At 56.2% G+C, this 13,312-nt stretch carries 6 protein-coding genes; all 6 read right to left on the bottom strand.

Annotated elements, in window-relative coordinates:
* Positions 1-303 precede the first annotated feature (303 nt).
* Complete coding sequence (locus tag MW046_RS14210) at positions 304-4,128, bottom strand: hypothetical protein (RefSeq protein ID WP_247994824.1); 3,825 nt, start codon at positions 4,126-4,128, stop codon at positions 304-306.
* Positions 4,125-4,748 (bottom strand): BREX protein BrxB domain-containing protein, encoded by a 624-nt coding sequence (locus MW046_RS14215; protein ID WP_247994825.1) that lies wholly within the window; start codon positions 4,746-4,748, stop codon positions 4,125-4,127. Before MW046_RS14215 ends, MW046_RS14210 begins: the two co-directional genes overlap by 4 nt.
* Complete coding sequence (locus MW046_RS14220; protein ID WP_247994826.1) at positions 4,745-8,488, bottom strand: hypothetical protein; 3,744 nt, start codon at positions 8,486-8,488, stop codon at positions 4,745-4,747. The genes MW046_RS14215 and MW046_RS14220 overlap by 4 nt, the downstream gene beginning before the upstream one ends.
* Positions 8,485-9,249 (bottom strand): BrxA family protein, encoded by a 765-nt coding sequence (locus MW046_RS14225; protein WP_438268205.1) that lies wholly within the window; start codon positions 9,247-9,249, stop codon positions 8,485-8,487. The genes MW046_RS14220 and MW046_RS14225 overlap by 4 nt, the downstream gene beginning before the upstream one ends.
* 186 nt (positions 9,250-9,435) lie before the next feature.
* Positions 9,436-12,036, bottom strand: a complete 2,601-nt coding sequence (locus tag MW046_RS14230) for an efflux RND transporter permease subunit (RefSeq protein ID WP_247994828.1) — start codon at positions 12,034-12,036, stop codon at positions 9,436-9,438.
* A 398-nt stretch (positions 12,037-12,434) separates the two neighbouring features.
* Positions 12,435-13,298 (bottom strand): DUF3891 family protein, encoded by an 864-nt coding sequence (locus tag MW046_RS14235; protein ID WP_247994829.1) that lies wholly within the window; start codon positions 13,296-13,298, stop codon positions 12,435-12,437.
* Positions 13,299-13,312: the final 14 nt, after the last annotated feature.

Consider the following 13,312-nt stretch of genomic DNA (forward strand, 5'->3'; position numbering starts at 1 on the left):
TACTGCCTTTAATGTTGCCGAATAGCGATGAGTTCAACTGAAAACTGCGAAAGCTTCACTTTTCGCGTTACTGAGGCGCGTCGCTCTTGAACACCACAGTATCTTACGTGTCGTGAGGCGAGCTGTCGGGGACAGGAAAGCTCCTATTTCCCCCGGCTCCGCGGTAGTTCACACGTCCACACGGCGTTTGACGAGCGAAGATCGTTGACAACTCGTGTCGGCAATCGGCTACGGATGAACACTGAATCGAAACACACCAACTGATCGGTGAGTCCCTTGAACACTACCGAGCCACAGGGGTACTCAGTCTTCGAGCAGTACGATACTGTTATCATCGAGAGCGTCAAGCCGCTCTTTCACCCCCCTGATTCGATCCAGGACCGCTTTCGACTCCGAGAGAAGCTCGGCCACCCGCTCTTCGCTCGGCCTGTCACCAGCGTCGACGACTGCGGTGACGTCGTCGGTGACGGCAGCGTTCGGAAGTTCCTGACGTAATTCTTCAGCAACAGCCTGTAGTCTGCGCCACGTCTCGTCGTCGGCGTCTGCTGGCTTCGGCGCTTTGGCCTCCTGAATGAGCTGACGCACTCGCCGTTCCGTCGGCGGACGTGAGGCGGAAACTGCTGTCATGACAGCCTCCGTCGTCGGCGACTCAGGGTGTTCCGCCCGGAGTCGCTGGTCTGCCTCCTGTAGCTTCGACCAGAGACTCACATCACCGTCGAGCAGCGCACGAACGTGGTCATACATCTTGGCCTGCTGAACGATGAGGGTATTGACGATGTCACTTTCCGCCAGATGTTCACCGTTCCAAACCGTCTCGAACAGCCTTTCGAGATCGTCAAGGGCGATATCATCGAACTTGACCGTGGCCGAATCGAGAATGCCTCGGACGACGTTTTCGTTCGACTGCACCCACGCCGTAAGCTCTTCACAGACACTAACAGGATCAGACGCGGTGATGGTGTCTCCCGTGACACGTCGGTACTGTGTTGAGACTACGTCGACGCGATGGCTCTCGGCATCTTGAATCCGAGCTTCGACGGTTGCAACGGTAGGTACGGTGTTACTATCCGCTGTCGCTCGCATACTGGCAGTAATCGACGCGTTCGGATAGCACGCCGTCATCGTGTCCAGCTTGTCGGTGAAGCGCCCCCAAAGTGACATCCCAGAGTCATCTACCCCGAAGAGTTCGCGGGCATCAGCGAACGTTTCGGCCGCTTCGAGCACCGCTTGGAGGTCGTTTTCGCCTCCCAAGTCGGACGTCGATAGCTCCTCGCCACTGAGCGCTGGCTCGATCGTGGTTTCGAACGCGTCGAGAGATACGTCGAACTCCCTAGTAGCTGCCTTCAACGTCCGTTTGACGGTTACGCTGTTCTCATCGATCCACTGTCCGAGTTCCGCCAGCCACTCGTCCGGTCCCTCTCCTGCCGGTTCGTCACCGAGCACCGCCGTGACGAGTGCAGTTACCGTCTTCGGGTCGATTATTTCGACGCCGAACCGAACTTGAAGCGACGTCAACCCGCCTTTGGTCCGCACCTGGCGGCCGATTGCAGCAGGGTCGGTTACGTACTCCGTATCCTGTTTGAGCGCAACCGGTTTATTGGACGTCGCAAGCGTGATAAGGAGAGCGGCGATCGATTCTTGGGGCGTGCCGCGATAGTCACCGCTCGCAGTCCGGGCTTGTCGGAGCAGCGTCTCGACGTCCACCGACAGCTGTGACTCGTACACCTCGATGAACTCGCGACACCAGCCGGTATCAGTGAGCTCTGCACTGGTGACGTCGATACCGAGCATGGCGGCGTCTGCATCCGACAGCGGCCACTCACCACTCCCCCGGAAGAATTTCGCTATCGCCTTCGCGTCGTCAACTTCGCGGAGAGAGCGCGAAAGCGTCCTCCGAGTTGCGCCGAACACCGCGTCGATTTGGTCCGTAACGACGTCGTCAAGCACGCTGGAGCGCACTCCCCGATGTTCGTGAACCGTATACACGGATGCATCTTCGAGGACCTCAGTCACCGACGATTCGAGACGGCGTTTGTCGGTTCGGTGCTCACGTTCGAGTTCCTTGTGGGACTCCGTCTCTTCCTCTAGAACCTGACCCATCCCGATGACGTTCTGAATCCGCTCAAGCATCGTCTCGGGCACGTCGATCGTGATGAGGATGTGTTCGCCACCATCACGGCCGTCGTTCACTTCCTGCCACGTCTGGATCTGCTCGGAGACGGTGGCGGAATCGTTGGCGAGGATTCGAACTCGAAGTGCGTCGTACTCCGGTGACGGCGCTCGGTCGACCGGCTCAAGGATCGAGTAGTCGTATCGGAGTGGAACGTGTCGTTCGTTGCCGACGTCGACCTCGTGACGGCTGCCGTCGCTCCGGAGGAACTCGTCGTTCTCGCGCACCCGTGTCTCTATCCATGCCGACAGTTGGTGTGGAGAGATCTTCGCCGCCTCATCCTGTGCCCGACTGAGAATGCTCTCTTGCTCTTCAGAGACGAGCGTGTACACCTCATCATCCTTATCGTTCGTCTCAGTGAGTACCTTCTGCTTTTTGACGAGGGTGTCCAGACCCGACTCGGTTCGCTCGACGACCTCCTCGACCGACGCAGCGACATCGTCGACCATCAGACGGCCGAGGTTCTCCGGAGTCGAGGGGACAGCAGGCGTCTGATTCAGTAGATACAGCGCTTTCGAGAGGCGTACCTCCCAAGCGTCTTCATCGTCGAAGGTCGGGATCAACGTGTTGTCGATCATCTCCTGTACCCATAGCGGCAGATACGTCGTCTCCTCGACCAGCAGATCGAATAGGACGTCCCACGTGACGAGTGATCCCTCGTCTTTCGAAGCCCACCCAAACGTGGTAAACAGCGACCGAACCAGAACAAGCAATGCTCGGCCCTGAATGTAGTCTCGGTCGGTCGTGCGCCCCTGCGTGATGAGTTCCTGCATCACTGCACGCAGTAGCGAGAGATCGTACTCACGGAACGGATAGGCCTCGACCGGATCGGGAGCCGCACTCATCACCGGTGCGTACGTATCGAGCGAGAGATCCGGCATCGATACCACCAGCGACTCGACGCGGTCTTGGCCTGCCGATGGCGACTTATGGAGCCATCGCTTCCGGACGATGATCTCGGTGTCAGCACCCTCGAGCAGAACTTGCTGTTCAGTCCAATGATCTTTCGGCGGCTCGCCGATGAGATTCTCTCGGGTGTCCGGGAGCGAGTACTGTCCGGTGGTAACGACGACGGGGTTGGGGCCGCGCTGAAGCGCCTCCATCGTCTCCTCGAACTCTCTGTATCGATACCGGCTATCACCGACGAACAGCGCAACCTCATCGAGACCCAGGAGTAACTCGGTTCGTTTGCTTCCACCGTTCAGGGCTCTGGTCGCTGTCTCAACGCGAGCGACTAGTTCGTCGGTAGAGAACGCCTTCGGCTTGACTTCGCTTTCTGCTGCCTCGATCGACGCTTTCACGCCCGAGCGGGTGTCGAGGTCCGTTCCCGACGTCTCTGCCATTGCTGGCAGTGCGTCGTAGAGCCAACTACGAAGCGGGGCACGTTCGTCAAGCACTTCATCGAACGTCTTCCCGTCGTGTTCGATCTTCTGGAGTGCATCCCAGACGCTGTCATACGCCATGTCGAGCGTCCAGGCCCATTCGAGCAGCCAGTTCGGATCTGTCGGGTATCCGAATTCACGACCGATCGCCTCATAGATCAGAAACGGCAACGGTGGTTCTTTCGATGCGTCTCGGTCGAGCAAGTTGAGGAAGACTGGTTTGAGGCGATCGACGTGAGAATCAGTGATACAACGTTGGAGCTCGTCGAACCCGGACCATTGCTCGGCGAGCCGATCACCGAGAAAGGCAACGTCAGATTCGTCGTCAGTGACGAGCCCGACCAGTTTCAGGAGGTGGGTCTTCCCCGAACCGAACGTCGCGTGGATGTAGAGAAACCGGACACCCTCAGTTGGATGGGTTTGAATGACGTCACCGAGTTTTTCGAGTATTTGCTTGGCGCTGTCCGTCTCATAGAACTCCCTGACGTCGGTCTCGGCACGCTCACGCGCATTGACCTTCTGTACTTCTTCGAGTTGCCGCGTGGGATCGCTGTGAAAGAGATTCCCGATAGTCATCGTTGGAGATGCACCTCCCGGATCTGGCCGTCAATCTGATGCGCTGGATAGTAGTGTCGCGATTTGCCACCGAAGAAGCTCAATTTCCCACCGACGACGTCACCGGGAAACGGAATACCGATGGTTGATTTGACGTTCCGTCGATCGAGTTCGTCGAGGAGCTCTGATGCGCGCGTGAACGGATAAAGACTGCCGAGATTGAGCAGTAACACGACGTGGCTCTGCGTTTCTAAACGTTTCTTACAGACCTCGTCTTCGATTAGCAACTGAACGAGTTCTTCTGCTAGTTGGTCCTGCATCGTTTCCTCGATCCGCTCACCAGCGGATACATCGTCATCGAGACCAGTCAACGGTGTTCCTAGATCGACGAGGAGTTTGTACACGTCGGTCATGGGAAGTAACTCGTCGAGCCAGATCGGTTGAACGGTCATATCATCTGGTGTTTCCGGTGACTCGATGAGACCATCAGCCCATGTTTCGAGCCGATCAGCGGTTTGGTGTTCGACCGTCGGATCGACAGCAGCGATGACGAACGGGTTGCGAATCCCGTGTTGTCCGTTAGCGAACGTACGGAGCTTCTCTTTGAATTCACGATACGGCGACGAACTCCCTTGACTCATCGAATAACCACCCCCTGATCAGCTTCTTTTATTTCGAGCTCTTTTTGCTCCACGAGGCGCTCCAAACGACGGTTCAGATTCTGACGATCCGCAGGGACAGCACCGATTTGATCGACATCGTCGGGCGTTCGATCGCCAACGATCGACGACAGTCGATCGAACCGAGATCTCAGCTCGTCTAGCTCATCGACAGCGTCGGATAGTGGTCTCCGCTGTGCCACGGCGTCTGTAATCTTGATAAGTTCCTCTGTATCTGCATCAGTGGCGAACATCACGACTGCGTCTTCGATCGTTTGGAACCATTGCTGAAGGCGGCGCAGCGGCGTGATATACTCACTTTCAAACGTACTGTGGACACCGGCCGGGAGCTCCGTTGCCGGAACGATCCATGGGTGTCGCTCGATTCGATCGATCAGAGTTCGCAGGTCCCGTTCGTTGACGAACGTCTCCCAGCACCGTTCGAGTTCGGAAGCCAGATCAGGGACGAGCTTTCCAGAAAACGTGTGCCACCCGTCGGTCGTCCACCATCTGCCGTCAAAGGACGAAACGTCGGTTGAGCGCGAACCGATCGCTTTCCGGGCTTTCTCGTCGATCCAGTCGAACTGGCTGTCTCCGAACGTCAGTAGTGCATCGAGGCGATAGAGCGTCGATATCCGCCGATTCCAGACGTCAGTGACGTCCTCGATCCATTCTTGGATCTCGTTCGTTTGGTCGATGACGTCTTCGATACCATCCCCTTGTGATTTCACGATGGCGAGTCGTTCGTCAGTGGCTTCGATCCGTTCGACGAGAGTATCGACGAACGCCTCAAGCAAGTCCGTGACCTCGCCCGTTCGAACGTCGGTATCCATGACTAACGTTACGTCTTCGTACAGTCCGGTTAGCTTCGAGTCGATACGCTGATTGGTCTCTTGGAGATTGATGAGTCCATCTGTGATCGTTTCGGTCGTCTCTTTGAATCCGCCCTCTTCCAGAAGCTTTCCCAGCGGTTTTCGCGGGAGCAGTTTCAACCGCGTCGTCGACAGGTCGTCGAGATCGAGCACGGCGTCGTCTTCCAGCGTGTTTCCCCCTTCGTCGATGGGTAGCAGCCGACCCGTTCGACAGAATCCCCAAAGTAGCGCGCACAGGGCGGGTCGTGTCTCCGCGTAGAACGGCTTTCGTTCAGTGATGCAGTCAAGGATGGTGTTCATGTTGAGCCCTTCGTCCTGATCTTTCAGCTGTCGACCGGTGAGCGACAGCACGTTTCGTTGGATCGTTTGTTGCCCCTGATTCGCGTCTTGGTTCGAGGAGGGGACCTGGATGGTCCGAGCCCATCCAGGTAGGGGCTGATCACTGTCGAGTTCACGTAGCTCTTGCAGTCGACTCTCATTGACTTGGAGCATCATCGGATGGAAGTCGTCGGGGTATGCGACTGCGACTGCGACTGCGACTGCTTTGGAAAGCCCACCGATCTCCGTGCGGTCTTTCACGGAGTGTGAACCACTCATCATCGCACTCGTCAGCTTACTACGAACGGCGTTCGCGCGCTGTTGGAGATCTCGTTCGACGGCTGGTGGCGTATCGTGTATCGCGATCGCGTCGCGTAGCGCCCACCATTCGATCAGGCGCGTGCGTAGATCCTGTAACCCCTCCGTATCGATCTCCCAATAGAGGGTGTTTTCATCAGTCTGGTCCGGGGATGCATCCGGGCGAACACCGTGTATGACGACATCGATGTCTAAACCGCCCTCAGTTTCGACAGTGCTCGCAAAGTCAGTTCCATCGAGTCCAAAGTGATATGTGATGGGGTACTCGTCGCCGTAGTCACCGTAGGGAACGGACTTTGGAAGCGACAAATCTTGAGTGATCCGGTCCCAGAGATGTTCATCTAATGTTTCGATGATGTCGTCCCAGTCTGGATTAGTTTCGTTCTTTTCGGTGTCATCGTAGATGAGGCGCTCTTCTTGTGTCGCAAACCGATAACGAGGGCCGCTCTCATCCCGTGTCGGACGGATGAACTTCTGAAGGCGATCTAACGATTCCTCGACGCGATTGGTCGTGCTGATCCACGACTGGCCGTTGAGGTCGGACATTACTGCGACCGCGATGTTACCTTCGTTCAGAGGGACGATCTCGTGGACGTGCTGGAGCAGTAGCACTGCCTTTGCAACATCGAGATCGAACGCCTGGATATCGCTCTCTGCAGCATCTACTTCGTCTGCGATGTCCGTCGTCTCGTCGTCTCCATCGACGACACGCACATCTTGGGGAAGAACCTCACGAAGCTCAGGCTCGATCAGTTCGTAGAAATCGACCAGTGAAATGATCTGGTCTTCCTTACCCTCATCGACCCAATCGTCGAGCAATCCATGCATGAGTGCGAGGATTGCTCGGGCCGTTCCGGAGAAGATGGATTTCGCTGGGTCACTTGCCTCCCGACGGAGGTTAAATAGGATTTCGAGGAACAGTGGGGCGTGATACGGAAGGAATGGGTAGAACGCCACGAGTTTCTTGTCGTCGATAACGTCGAGTCGTGGCTTCGTGTTCTGCTTGATCTCGTTGTAGACGAGCGATTCGGGCGGTTTTACGGCAGCGCCATCGAGAATCTGCCGGACCGCACGTTCACCAGAATCTGATTTCTGGAAGAGCCGTCGTTTGGCGATGTCACCGACGTGCTTGCTCGGGAGCGGATACCGGTGAGGGAACCGGTCTTTGACGATACTGAAGTCAGCGCCATGCGCTGCGAATTTCGGTTGTACGTCCTCGATTTTCGCCTGTGCAGTTGCGATCAGCTGAATGGCACCCCCTCCGATATCGTCGACGTTCTCTGCGAGGGTCTGGAGTTCGGTGAGCCGCTCGAAGTTAGTTCCGATGAAGAGACTCACTTCGTCAAGCAAGAGTACAAGTTTAACTGGCTGGTCCAGAGCCTCTTCACGGGCTTGCCGGAGTGATTCGAGTCTACTGATGACTGCCTCAGGATCGATGTCCGATGGCTTGAGATCCGTATATCCGTCCCGTGTCCCCGTCACTTCTTCGAACAACTCTGGAAGCACGACATCTGACAAAGCGCCGTACTGCTGGATATCGGTCCACAAGCTGTTTGTCTCCCAGTCATGTTTCGGTGCATTCGGTGTCACTTCTTCGACCACTGATGCAGCTCGTCGTTGTCGTTCGGACCATGCCTCGGTCGTTCGGTACCAATCTTCGAAGTACGCGACGTCAAGCTGGGAGGACAATCCGGTGGCGATGTCGTCGTCTACCCCCGTCAGAACCGGGTTCCCATGGGCGTGTCGGAGAACGATTTCACTAAAGCTACGTTGTTTCTGTCCCTGATATTTCAGGAGGTTCACCGAGACGGGAATGACGTGGTAGGCAGCATGCACTCGTTCCCATCGTTCATGGAGATCGCCAAGCTCGCTGTCCACCGACTCATCGGAGACGAGATCGTTCCAAACCTCAGGGTGCCGAGACTGGAGCCACGCCGAATCCATCAATCCGTCGAGAACGGTCAGTAAGTGGCTTTTTCCACTTCCGTAGTATCCGTAGAGCCAGTAGTTGGATCCCGTCCGCATATCCTCCGCTTCGTCAAGTAATCGATCAACGAAGTCATCGAGGAAACGCTGAGAATCAGCCGTCACGTGGTATGACTCGATTGCTTCCTTTCGGTGTTGGTTTCCGCCTTGTGAGCGTCGCTCCCGGTCGATACGCACGGACTCCTCGAAATCTTCTGGTAAGTCATCAAACCAGTTCGTATCGATCACGACTTAGCACCCCCAATGATCCACGAATACGTCCTCTCACACGGCCGCAGTTGATGACGTGCGTGTAGTTCGACCCATTCCCACGCGTTCGTGTCGGCTGCTCTATCGTACAGCTCCGCCCAGCGCTCGTTCGGTTGGAACAAGTAGAGCAGGCCGTTGGGAGAAGTGAACCAGTGTTCGCCGCCTTCTTCGTAGGAGTATCCCATCGCGACGAGAAGCGGACTATCTCCCACTGACGGTACTTCTCCAACGATGGCCTGCTGGTCTTCGAGAACCCCGATTTCACGCATAACCGATCTGAATCCCTCACACCAGCGTTCGATCGTCGAATCAGCGTAATCGAACGAGGTACCGTCAGCATACTCTAACTGATCGAGAATCGATGTGAGGGCTTCGTTCGAGAAATCGAGCGCGTTCGGTTTGCTCGCTGAAAATCGAGAGACGTATTCGTGGATGACATAACGAACGAGCGCATCATCGGCAGCCAAATACAGATAGAGTATCTGTGCCTTGTCACGCGCAGTCGTACAGGAATCAAACACTGTCGGGAGCGACCCGGGATTAGGAAGACTCGGTGGAGCGTTCTTGAGTCGCGACGTCAGAATTCGGTATATCTTCTGCGCACTCCCTCGTGTGCTACGGTTTGAAAGACGATTTTCGAACCAAACCTGCTTGACATCGTTCCAGTTCCCATACGTATCGTAGAGGCGAACGAGCTCTTCGGCTCGGGTAACGTGGAGTCCACACATGGTCAAATCCATATTCACGTCCTCCGATGAGAGCTGAGGAGCGAAAGTGGGACCGGGTGTTTTCCCACCATCGAATGCGATGTCCATACGACGATGAACTAAATCGACCCACTTTACTGTTCGTCATCGAGGAACACCCACCGTATCATGGAATCCGAACGGAAATCCATTCATCGAGCTCCATGGACGGGCATGTGCCTAGGCGAGCCGAGCGAGCAAGCGTTTACGCAGTATGAGCAAGCACGGAAGCACGGTCATACACGCGATGAACGCATAAACGATACTGAGTCCAGTCACGATACCGAACCGCTGTAGCGGTGGTGACAGCGCTAGTGCTAGCACGCCGAAGCCAGCAGCTGTCGTTACTGCACTGCCGAGCAATGCTCCGCCGGTTCCTGTGAGTGCCGTCGTCAGTGTGTCTGCGAGTGAGTCGTGTCGAGCGCGTTCGTCGACGAATCGTTCGCTGACGTGGATGCTGTAATCCACACCAAGCCCGATCGCCAGACTCGTGATAACGACAGTTTCGCTGTTGAACGGAACGTCGAGTACGGCCATCGTTCCGAGTAACCATGCGAGAGCGATGACCACGGGGACGAGCGTTAGGACACCCAGCCCTGGCGCACGGTACCGCCACCAGTACAGCCCGACGAGAAGAGCAAGGATGACACCAAGCGTGATAGCGAACCCTTCGATGAGGGTTTCGAACAGCCCACTCTGAACGACTGCGGTGATGACCGGGCCGCCCGTTGCGACCGCTGTTACCGGTGTGGTTTCTTCGATCGACGCTGCGACGTCCCGAACATCGCCTGCGACCGACTGCGCCGAAGCGTTGCCCTGCACGCCGACGATCAGGCGAGCGGATTCGTACGAACCATTGTCCGCCCTGTAGAGCACCGAAGAGGCTTGGTCGGGAGCGGTTTCGAACACGAGATCATAAACCGCCTCGACATCCCGATTCGGGAGACCATCACCGTTCGTGTCACGTGTTTCGATCGCGGTGGCGACCGTCTGATTTTCGGCAGCGACACTGCGAATGACGGACGCTGGACTCTCGATCGCGGCGCGTCCATCACTACCAACGACGATCGTCCCACTGCGGTCCGTGTTGTGGGTTACGTCATCTGTGGCGGTGAGCAACGTCGGTGCAGTCACGTCGCCGCGTATCAGTATCTGCCCCTCCGCGTTCTGTCCGCGTTGGCGGAAGTTGTCGCTCAGATAATCGAGGTTTTCACTCACCTCGTAATCACCGGGTGCGAACGGTCCCGGGAGGGAATTCATCCATTCCGGCGCATCCTGTGGGATGAAATCGGCTTGGTTGAACTCCGTATCGATGCCTGTTGCACCATAGACACCTGCGGAGGCAAGCACCACCGAAACCACGAGGACGACGATGGGTACACGCTGGACGAGCGTCGAGACGCCCGAAAGAATACGGTTTAATCGTCCCGAGCCAATGCCGACAGCGGGAGTATGCCGGTCACGGTTACAGCGCTCGAACAACTGTTCGAGTTCGAGCTTGATGGCTGGTATGAGTGCCCCAAAGACGAGGAATATGGCGACGATGCCGACACCACTCAGGATAGCGAAATCCTGAATCGATCCCAGTGGACTGATGTAGTTCGAGAAAAAGCCGACGGCCGTCGAGAACGCGGCAGTCACCAACGCAAGAACGACGCCAGCAATCCCGATATTCATTGCAGACGTGGGATCTCGCCGATCGATAGACTCATCATTGCCGTCGAGCACGCCTTCTCGTGCCTCCCGATAGCGCATGACGACGTGTAACGAATAGTCAATACTGAGACCGATGAGTAAGAACGGCACGGCGATGAGCGTCGAATTCGACGGTATTCCGAGCCACCCCTGTATGCCAGTGTACCAGACCATCACGACGCCAATTCCAAAGACGCTCACGAGCACGTCCATGAGATCACGGTAGGCGATGGTCAGAACGACGAGGAGGAGGACGATTGCAACAGGTGTGATGATGATGAACGTATCACCGATAGCCTGTGAGGATTCCGCATCGATGATACCCTGTCCGAACACGAACGCGTCGGTAAACTGCTTATCGACCAGCGAATCGATAGCAACCTGAGCGTCGTTCACCGTCTGGGTAGTGGCGTCCACCTCACTCGGATTCTGCTGAAAAACGAGCGTTGTTCTGGCTTCCGCAGTGGTCGTCCCCGATTTATACCCCGTTGACAGGAACTCGGTTGGATTGCTGCCTGAAACGGTCCCATTCGAGTCGAGGATGCGACTAAGATACGTCTCAACTTGCTCGTCGGAGCTGGATTCGAGGGCTGCGATCTGCTGATCGAGGGTCGGTGATGACTGCTGACCTGGCCTTGAAGCCGCTGTCGTAGAATCGTTTTCGGGGTCCGATGTGGGTGCTTGGTCGGCCTGTTCGTGAGCGTACGCGACGTTTGCAACCACGTTTTCGATGCCGATCATCCCCGTTTCGTTACGAAGCGTCGCGTTAATGGACTCGTTTTCACGGAGTTCCTGTTGCAGGCGGAGACTTCGTAGCAATGATTCACGCGTGAGGATGTCACTCCCTTCGTCTCTGACGACGACTTGTGCAACGACAGCATCGTCGGCACCGTACGTCGAATCGATCCGATCGAGTGCCGTCTGCTCTGGGGAATCGATACCGGCCTGTCCGATCTGTCCCTCCTCAGTCGTGCCAACGACAGAACCCACACCAACGACAGTAGTAACAACGAGCAACAGAGCGATTATCAGTCTGCTGTGTGATGTGAGTAGCTCCGCGTACCGAGACGTGAGCTTCTCACTCATCGATCACTGCCACCTCTGATTACGGCCGGTTACTGAGTTCGGTCGACTGATTGAGGGATCTCGCCAGTTCATACGCGCTCTCGGAGGACGACTAATAAAGAGTGATGGACGGTTCCCAGAATGTGGAACAACTGAATGTTGCTTGGGTGTTTCCGTTCACGTATTGGCGTTTGGTAGAATACACACGGTATCTAGGTCTCATAGAGCCCAACGATCATCACAACGAATCTGATTCGTGTCAACAATATTGTGCAGGGTACGTCGATTGAGATGGTGTAGAAATCATGTTTTGAAACACTCACCACCGCTGAATACACACTCCCTACTGACGGAAAAACTGCTCGGCTGCTTCGGCATCCCGACCGATGTCTACTCCCGTTTTGGGACCCTCAGATCACTTAGTACAGCGTAAACTCGGTCTGTCGTTGCTCCGCGCCGTAGTACGCCGCAACGATCTCCGTTTCTTTTTCATCTGCGTCCATCTTCGGGACGGTCCGTGTTGTTACTGACAGTGTGAGCGGAGCAGTATCAAACGGCGATGGTTCTACCTCCACCGTCGATGGGCCGATCGGTTCGACTGTCAACGAGAGGCGTCCGTCAGCAGTAGGTGTAGGTACTGGTCCAACCTCTGTACGGCCGAGTTCCGACGCTCCACAGAAGTACAATGAGAGCACGTCGAACGTTTGAAGCAGGAGATAATTCGTCCAGAGTCGGCTTTCCTCAGGGGTCGAGTTCGCCTCCTCAGCATCACCAGTCTCGTGCAGTCTCGAAAGAAACTCCTGTTCGTCTGGATCCGTGTATGAGCTGTAGCGACCGTCCTGCAGATCCGCAAGGAGATCGCGCTGGAACTGCTCTTGGTCGGCGACGAACGACTCATACGGTGGGCCATCCGAGAGATCGGGGATCGATGGGCGGGCCCCATAGCCGCCTCGACGTAAGCCTGTCGCGTGCATTGAGGTTAATAACCCTGCATAAGCGTCAACTTCAGCAACCGCCTCGATACCGTAAGTATAGAATTCCACCCACTCCTCACCAGGGACGTTGGTGAAATTCCTCGGTGTCCCGTCGTCGTCGATGTGAGGGCGCAGATCGTAGCTCCGCCAGCCGTGATCGTGGTGTTCGGCTGCAAGACAGACCGCCGAATGGGGAGCAGGCTGGTCGAACTCGTCGTTACCCCAGTGGGCTGCCAGCCGTCCAGAGAGAGTTGCATGATCCGGTTGCGTAACGAACTGATAGCCGTCACCAGCCTTTGTAATGATCATCACTACTTGTTTCT

The organism is Halocatena salina, assembly GCF_023115355.1.
In the GTDB taxonomy this organism is placed as follows: domain Archaea; phylum Halobacteriota; class Halobacteria; order Halobacteriales; family Haloarculaceae; genus Halocatena; species Halocatena salina.

Bases quoted from the DNA above. Each gene is read 5' to 3' on its own strand.
- MW046_RS14210 (WP_247994824.1), bottom strand. From the start codon at position 4,128: ATGACTATCGGGAATCTCTTTCACAGCGATCCCACGCGGCAACTCGAA.
- MW046_RS14215 (WP_247994825.1), bottom strand. From the start codon at position 4,748: ATGAGTCAAGGGAGTTCGTCGCCGTATCGTGAATTCAAAGAGAAGCTC.
- MW046_RS14225 (WP_438268205.1), bottom strand. From the start codon at position 9,249: ATGGATTTGACCATGTGTGGACTCCACGTTACCCGAGCCGAAGAGCTC.
- MW046_RS14230 (WP_247994828.1), bottom strand. From the start codon at position 12,036: ATGAGTGAGAAGCTCACGTCTCGGTACGCGGAGCTACTCACATCACAC.
- MW046_RS14235 (WP_247994829.1), bottom strand. From the start codon at position 13,298: ATGATCATTACAAAGGCTGGTGACGGCTATCAGTTCGTTACGCAACCG.